We start from the raw sequence: 22,248 nt of genomic DNA on the forward strand, positions 1-22,248 counted from the left end.
TGACATGGCTATTTATGACATGCTGCGTAAAGATATTATGATTATGGACATGGAGGCTGACACTAAAACAGCTGCCATTGATGAAATGATTCATGCCATGGCCGAAAAAGGCATTGTGAGCGATACGGACACATTCAGACAGGCGATTTTCGAACGTGAAGCCCAAACATCGACTGGGCTTGGCGATGGGATAGCGATGCCGCACGCCAAAACAGATGCCGTCAGCGAGCCGGCTGTCTTGTTTGCGAAAAGCAAAAACGGTCTCGATTATGAATCGCTTGATGGCAAGCCGGCGTATTTATTTTTTATGATCGCTGTCCCAGACGGTGCGGATGATACGCATTTAGAGACATTGGCGGCATTATCACGCAAACTGATTGACCAGGATATTATAGCCCGGCTGATGGATGCAGGAACACCTGATGAGGTTCAGGCTATTTTCAAACAGGAAGAGCCGGAATCCGGTGAAGCAGATACTGATGCGGCAGATACAGCGCAAGCCGAAAACCGGCCGTTCGTCGTAGCTGTAACCGCTTGCCCGACCGGCATTGCCCATACGTATATGGCGGAAGATTCTCTGAAAAAGCAAGCCAGCGAAATGGGTGTTGATATTCGTGTTGAAACAAATGGTTCAGACGGTGCAGCAAATGTGCTGACTCAGTCCGAAATTGATCAGGCATCCGGGGTTATCATTGCTGCCGATAAAAATGTTGCTATGAACCGGTTTGATCAGAAACCGGTGCTTGAGCGTCCGGTCAGCGCCGGCATTAATAACGCAGAGGAACTGATCAGTAAAGCTGTCAGCCAGGACGTGCCAATTTTTCATAAAGATGAATCTGCTGAAACGTCTTCTGAGGACGAGACAGCCACTTCTTTTTGGCGTTCAATTTATAAAGATTTGATGAATGGTGTTTCACACATGCTGCCTTTTGTTGTCGGCGGCGGCATTTTGATGGCGATTTCTTTCTTAATTGAAGGGGTTGCCAGTGACGACAGCGAATTATTCAAGTTTTTTAATACAGTGGGAAATAATGCATTTGACTTTCTGATCCCGATCCTTGCCGGCTACATTGCCATGAGCATTGCGGATCGCCCCGGGCTGATGCCTGGTCTTGTCGGCGGTGTTATGGCAGTCGACAGCAATGCCGGCTTCCTGGGTGGTCTGGTCGCCGGTTTTCTGGCCGGTTATATCATGCTGTTAGTGAAGCGCTGGTTCCGCGATCTGCCTAAGTCGCTGGATGGTTTGAAGTCCGTTTTGATTTATCCGGTCATTGGCTTACTTTTGACTGGCCTGCTGATGTATGTGGCGATTGACCCGGTTTTCTCAACTATTAACACTGGTATGATCAGCTTTCTGGAAGGTCTCGGAACAGGGAATGCCGTTATTCTCGGCGCCTTGCTTGGCGGGATGATGGCTCTTGATATGGGTGGTCCTTTTAATAAAGCGGCTTACACATTTTCAATTGGTATTTTTACTGACACGGGTGACGGCAGTCTGATGGCTGCTGTGATGGTTGGCGGCATGATTCCGCCAATTGCCATTGCACTGGCTACGACGTTCTTTAAAGCGAAGTTCACCGAAGAAGAGCGTCAATCAGGCTTGACGAACTATGTGATGGGCTTGTCGTTTATTACAGAAGGTGCTATTCCGTTTGCGGCAGCTGATCCGCTTCGTGTCATCGGGTCATCCGTGATTGGCGCTGTTATCGGCGGTGGGCTGACACAGCTCTGGCATAGTTCGATACCAGCTCCACATGGCGGCATATTCGTCATTCCATTGGCTGATCACGCAATTTTGTTCCTGCTTGCCCTTGTGATCGGTTCGGTTATCGCAGCACTTATTCTCGGTTTGTGGAAAAAACCTGTGCAGACATGATGACCGGAGAAGGTTGGGCATAACGAAATGTATCAATTTTAAAGACGAGTGCTAGGGCCGCCTGCGGAAGGCGGCTCTATTTCCGGGGCGGTTGATTGGCACTCCCCGATTTAATCGGGTTGTTCGAATGATATTTCAGGTTTTCCAGTTATAGTTACCAAACTGAGCTGGCTTTGGTTAAGAAAGCGAATTGGCAGTCTTGTTGTGCCCAGTCCGCTGTCAATGTACACGTACTGTTCTGGACCAAGCTGATAGGTTCCTTTGTCCAGTTTAGGATAAACGCCCTGGCCGGGTGCGACCAATGCCCCGATAAAGGGGAAACGCACCTGACCGCCATGCGTATGGCCGCTTAAAATCAGATCAGCCGGTATACTGTCAGCTATGGTGACGATTTCCGGGGCATGGGCCAGCAAAATGGTATAGTGGCTGCTGGTTAGTCCGCAAAATGCGTCATCGAGGTTATCACGTTCTGTTGCCGGATCATCAGTACCGGCCAGATTAACCGTCAGGCCCCTCTTAGTCAATTGGACATTCCGATTGGCTAAAATGGTAATGCCCCGCGCGTACAGACTGCTGAGAAACGCGTTTGTTCGATTATTTCCCCATTCATGATTCCCTGGAACAAAGTAGATATGTTTGTTAATGGCAATCAGCTGATCAATCAGTGATAAAACATTGCTGAATGAGGTTGTTTTCCGGTCGATAAGATCGCCTGTCAGCACAATTAAATCAGGATCAGCCTGTTTGACTGTGCGGATGAGCTGCTTGTTGTCAGGACCAAAGACATGGTCGTGCAGGTCACTGATCTGCAGTACGGAAAGCATTTCCCCCTTTGGCAATTTGCCGCTGGAGAGGAATACCTCTTTCAGTTTAAAATGATACGTATCCCGATATATCCTCGCTGAACAGGTGATCATAACGAGGATAAACCCTAGAATAGCCAGCAGTTTTTTCATGGGCACCACCTCACGTTCAAACAAATACGGAACAACGTTAGTGTAGCACAGTCTTTTTGTCAAAAGCCATTTTTTAAATGACAGTTAAGCTGAATGGTTCACATAAGTGTCACAAACTTCCCGTCTAAGTGTGACATAGATCACATTTAGTGACGTCATTGGGGTTTATCATAATATGTACAGGATCAATCCTGATCATGAAAACAATGATGGAGGGACCAACATTGAGTCTGGATACTGAGAAACTAAACATCGTAAAATCGAGTGCACCTGTTCTGAAGGAACACAGTAAAGCGATTGGCACGCATTTCTATGAACTGTTATTTGCTAAAGCCCCTGAGCTTCGTCATATATTTAATCAGACGAATCAAAAACGCGGCCTTCAGCAGGAAGCACTGGTCTATTCGGTCTATGCTGCAGGTGAAAATATAGACAGCCTTGAAAACATTCAGCAGCTTGTGGAGCGCATTGCGGAAAAGCACGTATCGCTTGGTGTTAAACCCGAGCAGTATGCGGTTGTTGGCGAGGCATTGCTTCAGGCAGTTAAAGATGTTCTGGGTGACGCGGCCACAGATGAGATTATGGACGCTTGGGGCGAGGCCTATCAATACATTGCTGATCTGTTCATTGACCTGGAACAGCAAAAATATGCAGATACTCTCCAGCAAGAAGGTGGCTGGCAAGGATTTCGCAACTTTATTGTGACAGAAAAAGTCCAGGAAACCCCTGATATCATTACGCTGACATTGAAACCGCAAGATGGCGATTCTATCCCTGATTATAAAGCTGGACAATATCTGACGTTAAAACTGGACATTGAAGGTGAACCTTACACACATATGCGGCAATACAGTTTGTGCGGCCCTTCTGGAAAAGATTATTATAAAATAGGCGTTAAACGGGAAAAAGGCCGTAATGGCATGCCTGATGGCGTCGTATCAAGTTATCTGCATGATCACGTGGCAGAAGGGGATATACTGCCGTTTTCTGCTCCTGCGGGTGACTTCACCATCGCAAGCGAGGATAAACCGCTTGTCCTCTTGAGCGGCGGCATCGGCATGACACCTGTTGTCGGGATGCTGAATACAATTGCTGAACAGGAACCGAATCGGCCTGTCACTTATATTCATGCCACGCAAAACAGTGCTGCCCATGCCATGAAGGAACAGGTTGAGCAACTCACAGCTGAGCATTCGAACATTACAACGTATGTCTGCTATGACAGTCCGAGTCATGCGGACAAAACAGACCAGCGTTATGATAAAGAAGGCGTTGTTGATCTTCCCTGGCTGCAGTCGATTCTGGAATCCGGAAATAAAGCGGACTTTTATTGTTGCGGCCCGGCACCGTTTATGAAAGCTGTTGACAGCGCCCTTAAAGCGTGGGGTACGACAGGTGAGAACAGGCATTATGAAGTCTTTAACCCTGTCAGTGTGTTAAATGACGCTTAAGCTATAGGCAAGGTATATAATGGTGTTATGAAACAGCCTCTGTTACAGATACTAACCCTATCATGTAATGGAGGTGTTTTTTCTATGGCGCAATATGAAGACGATAAGGTTAAGGAACAAAGCCAACGTTCCGGTCTGTCGTATAATGAAGCAAAAGAATGGATTGCCCGGACAACCGGCGGCCATGGGACCCATATTTATAGTGATACGAATACAGCAGAGGTTAAACGGCAAAATCAGCAGTCTGCGGCTAATCAGCGCAAAGATCAGTAATCCTCCCTGCCAGAAGCATAAATGCCACGCAGTGTTGATCTGTGTGGCATTTTTTCCAAAAAAGAGCAGTTTATGATATAATGGTAAAATATGTTGTTTTTTATCAGCTCATGTTTTGCTGGGCAAAAGGGGAGGAGCTTTTATGTCAATTTTGGCACTGGCACTTATTATCGTCTCAGCCTTCATGCATGCAACCTGGAATTACTTAGCAAAACGATCGGAAGGCGGCGATACATTTGTCTGGCTTTATATGGTTGTCAGTCTTCTTGTTTATGCACCTTTTGTGATTGGCTTTATTGTTTTGCAGGGTGTTCAGATTGGCTGGCTGGAAGTGGGCTTCATGGCCGGCAGTGCACTTATTCATTTAGCTTATTCGCTCTTGCTGCAGAAGGGCTATAAAGTCGGTGATCTGTCGCTGATCTATCCGATTTGCCGAGGAACAGGCCCTTTAATTGTAGCCGTAGCTGCCTTTTTTATTTATGGTGAAAAACTTTCGGCAGCCGGGATTATCGGTATACTGCTAATCACATTCAGTATATTTGTTATAACAGGCGGTTTAGACGCCATCAAAAAGGCTTCAACATTGGTGCCGGTCTCCTATGGGCTTCTCATTGGCGTGATGATCGCTTCATATACGCTTCTCGATAAAGGTGCTGTCAGTGTTGTGATGATGCAGCCGCTTATACTGATTTATGGGAGTATTGTGTTTCAAGCGCTTATACTGACTCCGTTTGTCGTGCGGGACTGGCAGCGTGTCCGTCAGGAATGGCGCGAACATAAACAAGAGGCCATTGGTGTTGGCATTTTGAATCAGCTTGCCTATATACTTGTTCTGATTGCTATGACGTTTACGCCGGTGAGTCATGTTGCGCCAGTGCGCGAAATGAGCATTCTGATTGGAACGATTTTAGGCAGTTTTATGCTGAAAGAAGGTTTCGGAATACGCCGGATTGCCGCAGCCTGTACGATGGTTGCTGGCGTGATTACAATTGCGCTGCAGTAGACAATGATTATTTGGCATATAAACGAAAGAGGAGCTGGGACTCAGCTGGTAAAATGATCACTCAAATGCTGTCCCAGCCCTTTCCGTCAGGTTATAAATCGTAATAGATGAATGATAGCGTTAACATTTATGCGCTACTTTACTTGTCTGTATCCTGCCATGTTTTGCCGTCAATGTTATGAGTGGCAACTTTTTCAGCTGGCGTCAACAGCTCTTCGTTTTCCTGTTTTGTTTTTTTAGGTGGACTTCCAGCGACGTCGTTTAAAATAACGGTATTCTTTGTTTCTTTCTGGATGTTTTTAACATGCTTGCGGAAGTGCTTATTGCGTTTCATCATGAACCCTCCATTCCACATACGTGTTGTTAGTTAGTATCAACTCTTATTCGCAAGTTTATGCGATCATCTAACCATTGTGAACGTACCGGAATGAAAGATTCGAAAATTTTATACGTGACTGGGTGACTTTATATTGTTCTCAGCAGCAATCTTTTCAAGAGCGGGGCGAAGTGATCTGGCAGATCGGTCACAGTCGGGATCATAAGACGTTCTTTTCCGTAAATATTCTGCATCAGGCTGTCTTCCTGTTCGCCGATTTCTCCCTCAGCAAGGAAGATGCCGATGACGTCGATATCTTTTTTGCGTGTTTCGGATACAGCCAAGTTTGTATCGATTATCCCGTTTTCCGTATAGTCGGCAGCTGCCGGTTCCCCGTCTGAGAAGACAAGGAGAAAGCGGTTCTTCTCGCTTCTTGCTGAAAGTTCTTCAGCAGCAGCACGGATACTGAAGCCATCACGGTTGTCTTCCTGGGCTTCCAGCTGCATAATGCGCGCACTGTCCGACTGATAAAGCGAATCATTAAATGAATGAATGACATGGAAATAATTAGGCTGATAATTATCTTTAACACTGGTTGCCTCTTCCCAGAAGCCAATAATGGTATGCGGGATAGCCAGACTTTTAAGCACTTCATGAAACAGTACAATGCCTTTTTTCGTATCTTCCATTTTGTCTAACATCGAGGCTGAACAATCGACCAAGAGTGTAAAGGCAGCATCCAATTCCTTTGATTCTTCGTTTTTCTTATAAAACAGCCGCGGAAATTCATCTGTAACGACCGGCAGCAGTTTTTTTGATAAACGGCCTGAGGTTAATTGACGCCGTGGTGCCTGGCGTTTATATTCCAGCATTTTTTCAATCGTCCGGGACAGTCTGCGTTTGATTGGTGCGATATCCTCAGCAAACGCTGCATATTGTTCGGTTTCAGATGGTGTCGACGCTCTGGCTTCTTTTATGATTTTAACGGCATTCTGGTTTTCCCGGCCATAAACATTGCCGGACGATGATTCCTGCTGCTGGTCCTGCTGTTTAGGCATAGCTTCCATATTGGCGTAATCATTCTGGTCGCTGCTGCCGGATGAGCCTTGCATTGAAGCAAGAGCCTGGTCGCCTTCCTCAGTTTCACGAGCACCTTCGCCCATCAGGCTTGAGCGTGTTCCTTCTTCCAGATCAAACTGCATAAAGTTTTGGCTGCGGTCGGCATTTTCGTTTTCACTGTGCCACGTGGCGAATTCCTGCTCGAACGTTTCGCTTTTTTCCGTGCTGGGATCCTCTTCTTGACTGTCATTGGCCAGTGGATCCGTACGTGTAAGCTTATCAAAGGCTGTTTCTTCTGTGCCGCCGGTCAGATCTGCAACCGGAAAAATAAAATAAGTATGGGCCATGTCAGTATAATTTGGTTCTACGCGGTCGCGTATTTGATTGGCCAGCTCTACCGTATCACGCGACCTTTTCGCTTCAAACAATTGAAAAAGCAGGGGTTTCAGTGTTTCCAGCTGATCAGTCTGTTGTCTGTTAGCCTGTGTGAACACAGGGTCTGGTGTATCAGATTCAATCAAAAGGTAGATAAGACAGAACAATTCATCCAATGCAAGACTCCGTGTGATGTTAGCCTCCAATTGCTGGGTGAAAAACCGTTTCAAATACACCCGGCGAGTGGCAAATAATTCAGTGGTGCCTGGACGCTCGCGTTTAATAAATTCTTCCAGGCGGATATTTTCAAGTAATGTGATCAATTGATTCCCGAATTTCGGAAGAGCGGAATGGTTATTCGCTTGCAGGCACGACTGCAGATCGCGGATGTTGGATGCAGTTAACGTTCCAATTGCTCTGAGAAGGATGTCTGTTTTCGCGCCAGCTTCATGGGTTTTGACGTCTCCGATTCCCCAGTTGGCACTTGCTGTGAGCTTCATGCTGGACTGGTCAAGATCAATCGCTGATCCATAGGAATAGTAGAAGTTTATGTCAGGGAAGCCCGTAAGCACAGAAGCCAGATCCTGCAGCTGGCGAAATAGCCGGGTATCAACGTTTGTTTCACGAAAGCGGAACATGGTGATTCTCCTATCCATATGATGTAGCCCATTTTAGCCGAATAAGGTTTCGGCCATCGTCATGACAAATTCTTTTTCCCGGTCTTCTTCCAGTTTATCGGCAATGGCGCGTTGAATCGCTCGTTTTGGCGGGATAAATGCACTTAAGTCACACGCATCCACTAAAGCACGGATTGATGCAGCGTCTTCAGCCAGTTTGCCCTGGGAAACGGCTTCAATCAGGTCACTGGAAAGGCGGACAAACAAGTCGATTGTGCGTCCTTTTTCCAGCCGGCTCGTATTCTGGATCAGCTGTTTTAGCTGTTCACCTTGTAAATAGGGAATATCGATTACGACAAAGCGGTTTTTCAAAGCTTCATTAAGTGGGACCGTTCCGACATAGCCTTCATTAATGGCTGCCACGACGCCAAAGCCATCTTCGGCCGTAATGATTTCCTCGGTGAACGGGTTGGTGATCGTCCGGCGGTAGTCCAGCACGCCATTGATCAGCGGGAGGGTTTCCGGTTTAGCCATATTAATTTCATCAATATAAAGAAATGTGCCGTGTTTCATTGCATTCGTCACTGGTCCAGGCACGAAATCAATCACTTGTTGATTTTCTTCGTAGCTGAGTGTTTTGAAACCCATCAGACTTTCCGCATCCAAATCAACCGAGCAATTCACGTTGAACATAGGCTGATTGAATAAGCTGGAGAGTGTCTCTGCAAAACGTGTTTTACCGGAACCGGTCGGGCCTTTCAGCAGGACGTTTTTCCCCATGCTTAATGCTGTAATGGCATCGATTAAAAGGTCCTGTTCGGGCGGCACATAGAGGTCACTCCGGATCAGCTCGCGGAACGCACGGTCCTTTGTCGTGTGGCGGTTGTTCTGAAGTAATTGTCTGATGGCTTCTGGCAGCTGTTCAGTTTGTGTCATATTGGGGCTCCTTTCTTGCAGACAGTTTAACGTTCAGCATCTGTCATTCTGCGCTGCTGCATCTAATGATTTTGTCTGTTCCAGTAATCCTGTTGAAAAACGCCCATCATAAGGGCATCCTGATAGGTCCCTTTCACGAAGAAGTGCTCAGTCATTTCACCTTCTGTGTGGAAACCGGCTTTTTCATAGACATGACGGGCTTTGTCGTTTGCTTTGGCGACAATTAAATAAAGTTTATGCAAATTCAGCATTGAAAAGGCGTAATCCATCGCTAATTGCGTAGCTTTGCCGGCATACCCATTGCCCTGGTGCGCCGGTTCAATCATGATTGAGAATTCCGCGTGACGGTGTCTTGGATCAATATCGGCTATTCCAACGAAGCCGAATGGTTCCTGCCCATCGGTGAGGATAAAGGAACGGTTCCGGTCATTCGCGTTATTTTTCTCAAGCATTTCTTTCAGTTTTTCCATCGACATATGGGCTTCACTGAACCAGTAATGCATCACATCGGTATTGTTCAGCAGTTTGTGCAAGAAGCTCAGATCATCTTTTTCGACTGCACGGAGCTGAATGGTCTTTTCCATGTTAGATTGTCTCCTTTTCCGCTTTGATATAACGTTCATTTTATCAGAAAATACGAGCTTCGTCATGTTTTGCAAATTTGACAACTGGCGGCAATCGACAATTTATTTTTGTATGTGTTTTATAGTATAATAGAGTCATGAAATCATTTACAATAGAATGGTTCTTCCATATTCACGATTGAAGGAGTTTTGAACATGTCAAATATGACGCGGGATTTTTTTATCGGCTTGTCGAACAATCAGTTGTTAAATTCCCAAGCCAAAAAATGGGGCTTTGTCCTGGGAGCTGATAAGTTTGTCGCTGGCACAACGATTCCGAGTGTTATGGAAACGGTTAAAAATCTGAATGCCAAAGGAATCAGCTGCACACTTGATAATTTAGGCGAGTTTGTTGCCAGCAGGGCTGAAGCTGAACAAGCAAAAGATAAGATCATCACACTTTTGGAAACGATTCATCAGGAGAATGTAGCTTGTCATCTCTCCGTTAAATTGACACAGCTCGGTCTGGATATCGATCAGGATTTTTGTATGGCCAACGTGCGGGAAATTCTGGCTAAGGCGAAAGAATACGCCATTTTTGTCAACATTGATATGGAGGACTATGTGCATTACGAGGCTACCATGGCTGCTCTGAAGACACTCCATAAGGACTATGACAATGTCGGCACAGTTGTTCAGTCATATCTGCTTCAGGCTGGGGACGATCTTTCTGATTTGAAAGGTATACGTGTCCGGATTGTTAAAGGCGCTTATAAAGAAAGCGCGGATGTAGCTTATCAGGAGCAGGCGGCTATTGACCGGAACTTTATAAAGCTGGCTGAAGAGCGGCTTTTAGAAGGTACATTCACGTCAATTGGCACACATGATCATCATATCATTAATGAATTGAAGACATTCATACAAGAGCAGGGCATCCCTAATGACCAATTTGAATTTCAGATGCTTTACGGTTTCCGGAATGACTTGCAGCAAAAACTCGCCAATGAGGGTTATCATTTCTGCACCTATATTCCGTTTGGCGATGACTGGTTTGGCTACTTTATGCGCCGTTTGGCCGAACGGCCGCAGAATGTCAATATTATCCTTAAAGACGCGCTTTATACCGAAGATAACAAATTGAAGAAAGGACCGGTCATTGGCGGTGCAGCAGCTGTCTCCGCGCTTCTGATCTGGCGCTTCCGGTCAAAACGCGGTAAAAAAGCATAACTGACAGACCAAAAGAGGAGGTGACATAACAAAACAATCAATGAAATGTCGCAGCCTCTTTTGGTTCATTAAACTTCCCGAGCATTTACTTCCAGCCACTATTGGATTAAGATGATGTCAGAGGTGATTGTCATGGGTGTTGTAACAGTTGATTTTGATGGAACGCTTTATCAGGGTGATTCATTTAAGGTCGTTATGGAGGGGGCCAATCAGGCGTTTGGCCTGAAACAGTGGACCGTTATCTCAAAAGGTCTCGCTAAAGCTTCGACGGCTGGTCTGACTAAAGGCAAAAACGCCTTCAAATTGTCTTTTTTCGAAGCCTTTGCTAAGTCGTTTAAAGGCATGACGCGAGCAGAGCTGGATCAGTTTTTCCGGCGTTTAGTCGAAATCGGCAAGGACGATGTTCATCAGGGACTGATAGAAAAAATACACGAGCATGAACGCCAGGGCGATCAGATTATTGTTCTGTCCGGAGCATTTCAGCCATTTCTAAAAGCTTTTACGGATGCATTCTCACTTAATGTGCATATTATTGGCACTGAATTAATGTTTAATCAGCGCGGCTTGTGTACCGGTCATGTCCGGTCAGTTGTCAATGGCGATGAAAAAGTCAATCATGTACAGGCTTGGATGGACCGCCAGAAACGATTTGGTTACCTGACTGAAGAAGAATCGCGTGATACATGGGCTTATGCTGACAGTGAGAGCGATGTGCCTTTGCTCGAATTCGTTAAACATCCCTTTGTCGTTAATCCGGACAAGTCGGTTAAGAAAGTAGCTGTGGAAGAGGGATGGCCGCTTTTCGGCTGACAGCTGCCAGGGTAACGTCAGGTCATTACGGGCATACTGGTTTTAGTATTATATTAAAAGGATGTCGGCTATGGATGTCAGGGTTGCATTAACGTACACAACACCGAAAGGAACGCAAACGTCTTTCAGCTCGGAAGCAATGCCGGCTGCTAAGGCCCTGTTATTGGCTGAAGATCTGGAAAAAACTGGCCGTGCTGCGCAGCTCACTTTCTTTGATAACTATGATGGCAGGTGGACGTTCAAACAATTGAAGAAGCAGCTGGACATTATTCAGACAGAGCCTCATGGAATGACAGTTTATTTCGATGGCGGTTTTGAACGTGATTCGAAAAAGTCCGGATTAGGATGTGTCATCTACTATGAGCAGAACGGCAAATCATGGCGCCTGCGCCAGAATGCCCTGGTTGAGGAGCTGGAGACCAATAACGAAGCAGAATATGCTGCGCTGCATTTGGGCATTCGGGAATTGCTGCTGCTTGAGGTGCATCATCAGCCGGTGATCTTTGCCGGTGACTCACAGGTGGTTATTAAGCAATTGCAGGGTGAATGGCCCTGTTATGAGACTGAGTTAAACAAGTGGGCCGATCGTATTGAAGATGATTTGCACCGGTCGGGGATTGATCCAGTGTATGATCTTAAGTCACGCCAGCATAATCAGGAAGCGGACTGGCTGGCAGCCCAGGCGTTAAAGGGTGTCGACATAACAAGTATGCGGGAGCTGTAGCTTAGAAGAAATTTTTCTTGATCCTGTCCAATGACAGTCGTGACGTCAGGTTTGCCGAAAGGTGAGCAGGGGCTTTTCCTCTTGAGCGTTTAGCATCAGTTTGATAATTTTTGGAATAGCGTGTTTTCATTTGCTTTGGTTACGTTCACTTGTAGTTTGAAGCGGGCTATTTATAGTCCTGGAACGTTTGAAACGTTTTATGTCATGTGCCGCCCAAACGCAAAAAAATGAGTTCATTTTGAAAAGGATGAATCAAAATGAACTCATCTTCTTTTAAGTCTCTGACTGTGTGCTGCTGGTTCAATGTTTAGTTTGTTGCTTTTAGTGTGTTTTCGCCGATGTCATCAACTTTTTCGATCCAGTTAAATGGATCCGGAATTTTGCCGTACTGGATAGCCGTTAATGTGTCATAAAGGCTTTTGGCTATGGCACCAGTCTGACCGTCGTTAATCTCCATGTGTTCCTGCCAGACGAGTTGGCCAATTGGCGAAATAACAGCAGCCGTCCCAGCGCCAAATGCCTCTTCCAGTGTTCCTTCCTGATAGGCCTGATAGATTTCATCCATCGAAATTTTCCGTTCTTCAACTGGAACATTCCAATGCTGCAGGAGCCGGATAACAGAATTGCGGGTGACACCATCGAGAATGCTGCCGTTTAGCGCAGGTGTGATGACCTGTCCGTTAATCTTAAAGAAAATGTTCATACTGCCGACTTCTTCGACATAACGCCGTTCAACGCCGTCAAGCCATAGGACCTGAGCAATGCCTTCCTCAGCCATCTCCTGGGCTTTCAGGCTGGCAGCATAATTCCCGCCGGTCTTAGCTTCGCCGGTTCCGCCTTTTACGGTGCGGACATAGTCATTTTCCACCGCTATTTTAATCGGATTAATTCCTTCTTCATAGTAGGCACCAACAGGGGATAATATAATCATAAATTGATAATGACGAGATGGTGCTACACCGATGAAAGGCTCCGTTGAAATGATAAATGGCCGGATATACAAGGAAGTTCCTTCAGCTTGCGGGATCCAGTCTTTATCAATCGAGACAAGCTGTTTGACCGCTTTTAAGGCAAACGTTTCATCGATCGGCGGTATGCATAGCCTGTCGTTGGAGTGGTTCATCCGCTTAAAATTCCGCTGCGGGCGAAATAATTGAGCCTCGCCATCGTCGTTCAAGTAAGCTTTTAATCCCTCAAATACGGACTGGCTGTAATGAAAGACCATAGCTGACGGATCGATCATCAGCGGTGCATAGGGCACTATGCGTGCCTCATGCCAGCCTTCATCCTCCGTGTAGTCCATTACAAACATATGATCCGTAAAAGATCGCCCAAACGCCAGCTGATCTGCCTGAGGTTTTTCTTTACCTGATGAGCAGAGGTTTACTCTAATGGATTGCTGTTCGTTCGTCATGTCGCCATCCCCTTGTGTAAAAAGTTGAAATCTATCATAGAATAAATTGATCACAAACGCAAGCCCAAAATTAGTATTTACTAAATTATATAAATATTTAAACAATAAGACTTCCTTAGCAAAATGGGATGTGTTAGAATCCATAGTTATCTGACTATTAAATCATTACTTCGGAGGGATGGACATGAAAACATTGGAAAAAGTCAGCAGCTTTGCAGGAAACACATTTGCGATCTGGGTCATTTTATTCGGTATCTTAAGCTTATTGTTTCCAGATGGGTTTGCTTGGATAGCCCCGCACGTAACACTGCTATTGGGAATTATTATGTTTGGGATGGGCCTTACGCTCACGCTGGATGATTTTAAAGGCGTGCTGAAGGCACCGGCAAGTGTTTTCATAGCCGCAGCAGCCCAATATATTATCATGCCTCTGGTGGCATTTGGCCTGGCGGTTGTATTTCAGCTTCCGGCCGAGGTAGCTGCTGGTGTGATTCTGGTTGGCTGCTGTCCGGGGGGTACTGCTTCGAATGTCATGACCTTTCTCGCCAAAGGCAATACGGCTTTATCCGTCTCGGTTACGGCCGTATCAACGATTCTGGCGCCCATTTTAACACCGGTGCTGACATGGCTTCTTGCCAGTCAGTGGCTTCCCGTATCGGCTGCCGATATGGTCACATCGATTGTGCAGATTGTGCTGATTCCGATTGTTCTGGGAATTGTTGTTCGTTTGCTGTTCAGCAAACAAGTCAGTAAGAGTGTAGCAGCACTGCCGCTTGTTTCCGTTGTGGGAATTGTTGCTGTTGCCTCAGCAGTTGTAGCGGTTAACCGGGAAGAAATTCTTTCAACGGGCCTGTTAATTCTTTCGGTCGTCATACTGCATAACGTACTGGGACTTGTGATAGGTTATACGATCAGCAAGCTGTTCCGCTTTGATTTTGCGGATCAAAAGGCGGTATCAATCGAAGTTGGTATGCAAAATTCCGGCCTGGGCTCAGCATTAGCGCTTGCCCACTTTTCACCGATTGCGGCGGTTCCAAGTGCGCTGTTCAGTGTCTGGCACAACATTTCCGGTCCGCTGATTGCCACGTGGTGGGGCAAAAAGAGCAACCATTTGCCTCAGGACGATGAGGACCATAAAGCCGGATAAGAAGGGCTTCGATTCGCGGTCAGCTAATCTATTAAAACAGTATTGAGGTATTGAATTATTAAAATATTAAGTATATAATATGCCGAAATAGAAAGGTGGTCTTCGAATGGACAACAATGATTTGCGTATTAAAAGCCATGTATTCAGTGATGACACAATGCGGGCACCGAACCGCGCGATGCTGCGGGCAGTTGGTGTTGACGATGCGGATTTTCAAAAGCCAATGGTCGGCATTGCAAGTACATGGAGTGAGGTAACACCATGCAATATCCACATTGATGATCTGGCGGTCAGCGCCAAGACAGGTGCGCGGGACGCAGGAGCAACGCCGCTTATTTTTAACACTATCACGGTGTCTGACGGTATTTCCATGGGCACCCAGGGTATGCGCTATTCACTGCCCAGCCGGGACTTGATCGCGGATTCGATCGAAATGGTTGTGGGTGCGGAAAACCTTGATGGATTTGTGGCGATTGGTGCCTGTGACAAGAATATTCCTGGCTGTATGATTGCGATTGCGAATGCGGATGTGCCGGCTGTATTCGTGTATGGCGGGACGATTGCACCTGGAACACATAACGGTAACGCTATCGATATCGTTTCTGTTTTTGAAGGTGTCGGCAAGCATAACAACGGCGATATTGGTGATGAGGAGCTTAAAAACATTGAATGTAAAGCCTGCCCTGGCTCCGGAGCCTGCGGGGGCATGTACACCGCTAACACCATGGCATCCGCTGTGGAAGCGATGGGTATGAGTCTGCCCGGAAGCTCGTCAAATCCCGCCGAATCTGAGGAAAAGGCGGCTGATTGTGCGGAAGCAGGCAAAACGGTTTACACGCTGCTGGAACAAGGTATCTATCCGAAAGACATCATGACGAAAGAAGCATTCGAAAATGCCATAACCGTCGTGATGGCGCTTGGTGGTTCGACGAATGCGATTTTGCATCTCTTGGGGATGGCCCATGCGATCGGTGTTGATCTCGAAATTGATGACTTTAACCGAATGCAGGCCAAGGTGCCGCATCTGGCTGATTTGAAGCCAAGCGGGCAGTTTGTTATGCAGGACTTGCACAAAGCGGGCGGTGTTCAGGCTGTTATGAAACTGCTGTATGAGGCTGGTTACCTGCATGGCGACTGCTTGACTGTTACTGGCCGGACTGTTGCGGAAAATTTGGCGGAAGCACCGTCTCTGTCTGAGGACCAGTCCATCATTGCGCCGCTGGACCAGCCAAAACGAACAGATGGGCCGCTTATCGTCTTAAAAGGCAACCTGGCACCGAGAGGAGGGGTTGCTAAAGTATCGGGGATACAGGTGACCCGTCACACAGGCCCTGTCCGCGTGTTTGACACAGAACAGGAAGCGATTGACGCTGTCAAACAAGATAAAATACTGGAGGGCGATGTGCTTGTCATTCGTTATGCCGGTCCTAAAGGTGGACCAGGCATGCCAGAGATGCTGGCTGTATCCAGTCTGCTCGTCGGCAAGGGTCTGGGTGAAAAAGTGGCCTTGCTGACCGATGGCCGCTTTTCTGGCGGGACTCATGGTCTGGTCGTCGGTCACATGGCGCCAGAAGCCCAGTCTGGCGGACCGATTGCCTTTTTGCAGGAAGGCGATCAGGTGACGATTGATGCTGATAAAAAAGAATTATCAGCGGCTGTATCTGATGCCGAATTTGAACGGCGCAGACAGCAATGGACAGCACCGCAGCTGTATCAGAAAGGGGTGCTCGGCAAATATGCCCATAACGTCTCCTGCTCCTCAAAAGGCGCTGTAACAGACTACAAAACTAAAAAAGATTAAACGAAAAAGCGGAGGCTGGGACATAACGAGAGCGACTAACTCAAGCGTCGAACAATGCTCCGATTCAGCGGAGGAAAAGACGGCGACTCCTGCGGGAGCAAAGGCATAGGTGAGACCCCGGAGTGCGAACGCACTTCGGAGGCTCATCAGCCGCCCGTGGAAAGTGACGTCTTTTTTCGGAGCGGTTCAGTCACGCAAGTGGTTCGCACTTTTGTCTCAGCCTTTTTTTATGTCAGCCAAAAGGGGCTCATTTTTTTAAAAAATTTTTATGAGCAGTTATTTTTCCGTCACAGGGAACTTGTAAACGCATACATAGTTATCTGATTTATCGAAACTGTCAAAAAAGTATTGAAATACGGTTGACTCGCAGGATAAAACGTTATATGATTAGCGACAATATTAATTTTCTAATGATTCGAAAAGAAGCAAAAAATCTTACAACCACAACTTCATAATATAAACACGATGACGGGAAAAAAAGAACATGCCGATGCATTACCAGAGAGCCGGGGTTGCTGGAAACCCGGAAATGCATATTGTTCCGACATCTTCTCTGAGTGCCTTGCTGAACGGAAGAATTTCCTATTAGGCATGGCCGGGTGCACACTCATGCACCTGTTGAAAAAACGCAGCTGACAAGGCAGTCAGCTGACAAGGTAGCATTTGCGAGAATGCTATAAATCTGGGTGGTACCGTGGAAAGAAGACTCTTTTCGCCCCTATTATGCTGCCAGTGGCAGATTTGGGGCTGGGAAGGGTCTTTTTATATTCAGGTCAAACTGCCGGTGCACGAGGAAGTACTGGTTGTTTGATCAATACCAAAGGAGGCGAGTTGCCGTGAATGCTGAGCCTGAACAGGAATTGAAACAGATGGAGGAAAAGATGACGGGTGCCGATTTACTGATTCAAACACTCGAAGCCGCTGCTGTCGAGACAGTTTTCGGTTACCCAGGAGGCGCGGTGTTACCGATCTATGATGCGTTGTACCGCAGTGATGCCTCCTTTAAGCATATCCTGACACGGCATGAGCAGGGAGCTGTGCATGCGGCTGAAGGCTATGCCCGGGTTACCGGCAAGCCGGGTGTGGTTCTGGCGACGTCGGGACCGGGTGCTACTAATCTGATGACGGGCATTACCGACGCTATGATGGATTCGCTGCCGCTCGTTATCTTTACGGGGCAGGTGGCTACATCCGCCATCGGGTCCGATGCTTTTCAGGAATCGGATGTGATGGGGATTACAACACCGGTTACCAAATACAATTATCAAGTGCGCGACCTTGCAGAATTGCCGCGCATCGTTAAAGAAGCCTTTCACATTGCATCAACCGGGCGGCCGGGACCTGTTGTTGTAGATATCCCGAAAGATATCGCATCAGCTGTTACTTCTGTCAGTACTGATGTGGATGCATCTGATTGCTGCCTCCCTGGCTATCAGCCGAATCAGCAGCCAAATCCACTGCAGATTCTTAAATTGGCTGAGGCACTCGGGCGCTCGGAAAAACCGCTTATCCTGGCGGGCGCGGGTGTTGTGTTTGCAGAAGCAGCGGATGCCTTAAAGGCTTTAGCCGAAAGGCATCGGATCCCGGTCGTCAATACCTTGCACGGACTGGGAAGTTTTCCCGCAACACATGACTTGTCATTCGGCATGGCCGGGATGCATGGCAGTTATGCGGCGAACATGGGCATTGTTGACTGTGATTTGCTGCTTAATATCGGGGCGCGTTTTGACGACCGGCTGACAGGCAATCTGCAGTATTTTGCCCCAAATGCCAAAGTTGCTCATATTGATATCGATCCAGCCGAAATCGGCAAAAATGTCGAAACAGCCATTCCAGTTGTGGCAGACGCAGGGAAAGCACTTGAGGCACTGCTTGAGACCGAAATCTACGGGGAGCAGCAGGCATCATGGCTGGAAACGCTGAAAGCCAACCGGCAGCAGTACCCTTTCTGGTATGACCGGCAGGAGACTTTCATTTCGCCGCAGGGGCTGATTGAGCAGATTTATCAAATGTCAAACGGAGAGGCAATCGTGACAACCGATGTCGGTCAGCACCAAATGTGGGCGGCCCAATACTATCCGTTTGATAAACCGAATCGCTGGGTAACCTCAGGCGGACTTGGCACGATGGGATTTGGCTTTCCCGCTGCCGTGGGTGCACAGCTCGGCGCACCAGATGACCTGGTTGTGGCTGTTGTAGGTGACGGCGGCTTCCAGATGACGGCCCAGGAACTTTCAGTGATTAACGAAAGACAGCTGCCGGTCAAGGTGGTCATTGTTAACAATCAGTCGCTCGGCATGGTTCGGCAATGGCAGGAAAGCTTTTATGCCAAACGTTACTCTGAATCGATTTTTCCGGAAAATCCGGACTTTGTCAAACTGGCGGAATGTTACGGCATTCGCGGGATGCAGGCTGTTCAGGAGTCAGAAGCAGCTGCCGTGCTGGCGGAAGCATTTGCCTGTGACGGCCCGGTGGTGATTGACTGCCGCGTCGTTCAGGAAGAATCCGTCTATCCGATGATTGCACCGGGAAAAGGGATCCACGACATGATAGGGGTGACACGATGAAGCGCATTATTACAGCCGATGTGCAGGATCAGTCAGGGGTTTTGAACCGTATTACCGGCATGCTGCATAAGCGCCAGTTCAATATTGACAGTATTTCGGTCGGCAACTCAGAGCGGGCTGGCATTTCAAAAATGACCTTCGTTGTGGAGGTAAATGATGATCAGAAAGTGGAGCAGCTGACGAAACAGCTGAATAAACAAATTGATGTCTTAAAAGTAAAGGACATTACAGAACAGTCAATTGTGGCACGGGAAATGGCGCTGATCAAAGTTGGCGGAAGCGGCCAGCAGCGGACAGAGATTCAGGGAGTGATTGCACCATTCCGCGCGTCTGTCATTGATGTCAGCCGCGACAGCATGACCATTCAGATCACTGGCAAACCGGAGAAAGTTGAAGCCCTGATTGCTCTGTTAAGACCGTATGGCATTAAGGAACTGGCCAAAACAGGGATGACAGCCTTTTTGAGAGGCCAGCAGCCCAAAGATATTACTGAGATCAATTCCCAATTTGTTTAATTTAAAAAGGAGGACGCGAAAAATGGCAAAAGTATTATATGAACAGGATATAGACACAGGTGTCTTGCAGGCGAAGAAAGTTGCGGTGATTGGTTACGGATCTCAAGGCCATGCGCATGCACTTAATCTGCGGGAAAGCGGCTATGACGTCATTATCGGTGTCCGCCCTGGTAAATCACAGAAAAAAGCCGAGGATGACGGTTTTACAGTAAAATCTGTAGCTGAAGCTGTTCAAGAAACAAACGTTATGATGTTCCTGCTCCCGGATGAGCTTCAAACGGGGGTCTATGAAAAAAGTATTAAACCTCATTTAAAAGAGGGCGATTCACTTGCATTCGCGCATGGATTTAATGTGCATTTTTCGCAAATCGTTCCGCCAGACAATGTCAACGTATTTATGGTAGCGCCGAAGGGACCAGGTCATATAGTACGCCGTACGTATGAAGACGGTGGAGGTGTTCCGTCATTATACGCTGTCCATCAGGATGTTTCAGGCGATACGCGTGACGTAGCTCTGGGCTATGCACAAGGCATCGGCTCAGCAAGAGCTGGTATTTTGAAGACAAGTTTCCAGGAAGAGACAGAATCTGATTTGTTTGGTGAGCAGGCTGTTCTTTGCGGAGGCATGACGAGTCTTGTCAAGGCCGGTTTTGAGACATTAACAGAAGCTGGCTATCAACCTGAAGTTGCCTATTTTGAATGCTTGCATGAGATGAAAATGATCGTTGACCTCATGTATGAAGGCGGGCTGGAAAATGTGCGTTATTCTATTTCCGATACGGCTCAGTGGGGTGACTTTGTTTCTGGTGATCGTGTGATTAATGAAGAGACAAGAGAGCGCATGAAAGATGTATTATCTGAAATCCAATCAGGTGAATTTGCTAAAGGCTGGATTTCAGAAAATCAAGCCAACCGCCCGATGTATAATGCCATTAATGAAAAAGAAAAGAATCTGGAAGTTGAAAAAGTCGGAAGGGAGCTGCGTGATTTAATGCCTTTTGTTAAACAGCCATTGCAAGCGAAAGAACAAACGAAACAAAAGGATGTGAAGGCCCATGTCAGTCATTAAGGTATTTGATACGACACTGCGGGACGGTGAACAGTCCCCCGGTGTCAACTTGACCAAACAGGAAAAGCTGGAAATGGCCAAACAACTGGAACGCTGGGGTGTGGACCGAATGGAAGCAGGGTTTCCTGCTTCCTCCAAAGGTGACTTTGAAGCCGTTAAAGCTATTGCTCAAACAATTCAGAACACATCCGTCACAGGGCTTGCAAGAACGCGCCAGGAAGATATCGATACAGCCTGGGAGGCTCTGAAATACGCCGAGGAGCCGCGCATTCATTTGTTTCTGGCCACCTCACCAATCCATATGACCTATAAGTTGAAACAAACACCTGAGCAGGTTATGGAAAACGCCATCAGCATGGTCCGTTACGCCCGGAGCAAATTTCCGCAAGTGGAATGGTCAGCGGAAGACGCTTCCCGGTCTGACTGGCAGTTTCTTGCCCAGATTATCGAACATGTCATTGATGCCGGGGCAACGGTAATCAACCTGCCGGATACGGTTGGCTATTCGACTCCCGCTGAATACGGTGATTTGTTTCGCTTCATCCGCGAAACGGTCCCGAATATTGGGCGAGTGGAGCTTTCCTGCCATTGCCACAATGATCTGGGGCTCGCTGCTGCTAACGCGATTGCAGCTGTCGAAAATGGCGCTACGCAAGTGGAAGGTACGATTAACGGCATCGGCGAGCGCGCTGGCAATGCCTCACTCGAGGAAGTGGCTGTCGCTCTGCGGGTCCGCTCAGATTATTACCAGTATGCAACCAATCTTAAATTGGATGAGACGAAGCAGACCAGTGACTTAATCGCCAAATTAACCGGCATGTACGTGCAGGCAAATAAAGCTGTAGTTGGCCGCAATGCATTCCAGCATGAGGCAGGCATTCATCAGGATGGTGTCTTAAAAAATAGAGAAACCTATGAAATTATGACACCGGAAATGGTCGGCGTCAAAACGGACACATTATTCCTTGGCAAACATTCCGGTCATCATGCTTTCCAGGACCGGGTGCAAGAACTTGGCGTTGATCTGTCTGAGGAAAAGTCAAAAGAAGCGTTCGCCAAATTTAAACAGCTGACCGATCAGAAAAAAGAAGTGACTGATGATGATCTGTATACGATCCTGATGGAAATTCAAACGGATACGTCAGCCGTTAATACGTATCAGCTGACGATGTTTCAAGTGCAGTATGGCACAGCGAATATCCCGACCGCTACAGTGTCACTGACGGCTCCGGATGGCGGCTCACTGGAGACAGCCTGCACTGGACAGGGAAGTGTTGAGGCATTGTACAACACACTTGATGCGCTGATTGAGGAAGAACTGCACTTAACAGATTATCAGCTCAGTTCCATCGGCCGCGGCAGAGATGCATTGGCTGAATCGCATGTCCAGCTCACCGTCAATGGTGAAATGACAAACGGCCGAGGGGCTGCGCAGGATGTGCTAGAAGCGTCCGTCAACGCGTTTTTAAACGCCGTTAATCGGTATATTGTCCAGAAAACAATGGCCAAAGATGAACCAGCCGCGCATAAATAACGGTGATCGATCGTT

General features: G+C 47.3%; 19 protein-coding genes. 13 read left to right on the top strand and 6 right to left on the bottom strand.

Going from position 1 to position 22,248, the window contains the following annotated elements; genetic code table 11:
- Window positions 1-4 precede the first annotated feature (4 nt).
- Window positions 5-1,876 carry a PTS fructose transporter subunit IIABC gene (locus ACZ444_RS04755; protein WP_382359766.1) on the top strand — a complete coding sequence of 624 codons (1,872 nt, stop codon included), beginning with the start codon at window positions 5-7 and terminating at the stop codon, window positions 1,874-1,876.
- A gap of 110 nt (window positions 1,877-1,986) precedes the next feature.
- Here the strand turns inward: ACZ444_RS04755 and ACZ444_RS04760 are convergent, their stop codons facing one another.
- The gene (locus tag ACZ444_RS04760; RefSeq protein WP_382359769.1) at window positions 1,987-2,832 is read right to left on the bottom strand and encodes a metallophosphoesterase; all 846 of its coding nucleotides are present in this window, start codon (window positions 2,830-2,832) and stop codon (window positions 1,987-1,989) included.
- Between the two features lie 197 nt (window positions 2,833-3,029).
- Here ACZ444_RS04760 and hmpA point away from each other — a divergent pair, with 197 nt between their 5' ends.
- The 3 genes from hmpA (at window position 3,030) to ACZ444_RS04775 (ending at window position 5,559) form a co-directional block, all read left to right on the top strand.
- Entirely contained in the window at window positions 3,030-4,283 is a 1,254-nt protein-coding gene (gene hmpA / locus ACZ444_RS04765) for an NO-inducible flavohemoprotein (RefSeq protein WP_382359772.1), read from the top strand.
- Window positions 4,284-4,367: 84 nt separating this feature from the next.
- The gene (locus tag ACZ444_RS04770; RefSeq protein WP_382359775.1) at window positions 4,368-4,556 is read left to right on the top strand and encodes a gamma-type small acid-soluble spore protein; all 189 of its coding nucleotides are present in this window, start codon (window positions 4,368-4,370) and stop codon (window positions 4,554-4,556) included.
- A gap of 142 nt (window positions 4,557-4,698) precedes the next feature.
- Complete coding sequence (locus tag ACZ444_RS04775) at window positions 4,699-5,559, top strand: EamA family transporter (RefSeq protein ID WP_382359778.1); 861 nt, start codon at window positions 4,699-4,701, stop codon at window positions 5,557-5,559.
- A 139-nt stretch (window positions 5,560-5,698) separates the two neighbouring features.
- Here the strand turns inward: ACZ444_RS04775 and ACZ444_RS04780 are convergent, their stop codons facing one another.
- From ACZ444_RS04780 to ACZ444_RS04795, 4 genes are all read right to left on the bottom strand, one after another.
- Window positions 5,699-5,893, bottom strand: coding sequence for a hypothetical protein (locus ACZ444_RS04780; RefSeq protein ID WP_382359781.1), 195 nt, complete (start codon window positions 5,891-5,893; stop codon window positions 5,699-5,701).
- A gap of 131 nt (window positions 5,894-6,024) precedes the next feature.
- Window positions 6,025-7,965 (bottom strand): vWA domain-containing protein, encoded by a 1,941-nt coding sequence (locus ACZ444_RS04785; RefSeq protein ID WP_464433594.1) that lies wholly within the window; start codon window positions 7,963-7,965, stop codon window positions 6,025-6,027.
- Window positions 7,966-7,980: 15 nt separating this feature from the next.
- Entirely contained in the window at window positions 7,981-8,862 is an 882-nt protein-coding gene (locus ACZ444_RS04790) for an ATP-binding protein (protein ID WP_382359787.1), read from the bottom strand.
- Between the two features lie 62 nt (window positions 8,863-8,924).
- The gene (locus ACZ444_RS04795; protein WP_382359790.1) at window positions 8,925-9,446 is read right to left on the bottom strand and encodes a GNAT family N-acetyltransferase; all 522 of its coding nucleotides are present in this window, start codon (window positions 9,444-9,446) and stop codon (window positions 8,925-8,927) included.
- A 195-nt stretch (window positions 9,447-9,641) separates the two neighbouring features.
- On the opposite strand from ACZ444_RS04795, the gene ACZ444_RS04800 reads away from it, so the two are divergent.
- The 3 genes from ACZ444_RS04800 (at window position 9,642) to ACZ444_RS04810 (ending at window position 12,186) form a co-directional block, all read left to right on the top strand.
- Window positions 9,642-10,652: a proline dehydrogenase family protein gene (locus ACZ444_RS04800; protein ID WP_382359793.1), complete on the top strand. Its 1,011-nt coding sequence runs from the start codon at window positions 9,642-9,644 to the stop codon at window positions 10,650-10,652.
- Between the two features lie 114 nt (window positions 10,653-10,766).
- Window positions 10,767-11,462, top strand: coding sequence for an HAD family hydrolase (locus ACZ444_RS04805; RefSeq protein WP_464433595.1), 696 nt, complete (start codon window positions 10,767-10,769; stop codon window positions 11,460-11,462).
- A 70-nt stretch (window positions 11,463-11,532) separates the two neighbouring features.
- Window positions 11,533-12,186, top strand: a complete 654-nt coding sequence (locus ACZ444_RS04810) for a reverse transcriptase-like protein (protein WP_382359799.1) — start codon at window positions 11,533-11,535, stop codon at window positions 12,184-12,186.
- A 307-nt stretch (window positions 12,187-12,493) separates the two neighbouring features.
- Here the strand turns inward: ACZ444_RS04810 and ACZ444_RS04815 are convergent, their stop codons facing one another.
- Window positions 12,494-13,600 (bottom strand): branched-chain amino acid aminotransferase, encoded by a 1,107-nt coding sequence (locus ACZ444_RS04815; RefSeq protein ID WP_382359802.1) that lies wholly within the window; start codon window positions 13,598-13,600, stop codon window positions 12,494-12,496.
- Window positions 13,601-13,784: 184 nt separating this feature from the next.
- Here ACZ444_RS04815 and ACZ444_RS04820 point away from each other — a divergent pair, with 184 nt between their 5' ends.
- From ACZ444_RS04820 to ACZ444_RS04845, 6 genes are all read left to right on the top strand, one after another.
- A complete protein-coding gene (locus ACZ444_RS04820; RefSeq protein WP_382359805.1) occupies window positions 13,785-14,747 on the top strand; it encodes a bile acid:sodium symporter family protein in 963 nt (320 codons plus the stop codon).
- Window positions 14,748-14,853: 106 nt separating this feature from the next.
- Window positions 14,854-16,548, top strand: a complete 1,695-nt coding sequence (gene ilvD / locus ACZ444_RS04825; RefSeq protein WP_382359808.1) for a dihydroxy-acid dehydratase — start codon at window positions 14,854-14,856, stop codon at window positions 16,546-16,548.
- Between the two features lie 836 nt (window positions 16,549-17,384).
- Complete coding sequence (ilvB, locus tag ACZ444_RS04830; RefSeq protein WP_382359811.1) at window positions 17,385-19,115, top strand: biosynthetic-type acetolactate synthase large subunit; 1,731 nt, start codon at window positions 17,385-17,387, stop codon at window positions 19,113-19,115.
- Window positions 19,112-19,630, top strand: coding sequence for an acetolactate synthase small subunit (gene ilvN, locus ACZ444_RS04835; RefSeq protein ID WP_382359814.1), 519 nt, complete (start codon window positions 19,112-19,114; stop codon window positions 19,628-19,630). The genes ilvB and ilvN overlap by 4 nt, the downstream gene beginning before the upstream one ends.
- A gap of 22 nt (window positions 19,631-19,652) precedes the next feature.
- Entirely contained in the window at window positions 19,653-20,699 is a 1,047-nt protein-coding gene (ilvC, locus tag ACZ444_RS04840) for a ketol-acid reductoisomerase (RefSeq protein WP_382359817.1), read from the top strand.
- A complete protein-coding gene (locus ACZ444_RS04845) occupies window positions 20,686-22,233 on the top strand; it encodes a 2-isopropylmalate synthase (protein WP_382359820.1) in 1,548 nt (515 codons plus the stop codon). The genes ilvC and ACZ444_RS04845 overlap by 14 nt, the downstream gene beginning before the upstream one ends.
- The last annotated feature ends 15 nt before the right edge of the window (window positions 22,234-22,248 follow it).

This window comes from Lentibacillus kimchii (assembly GCF_055381965.1).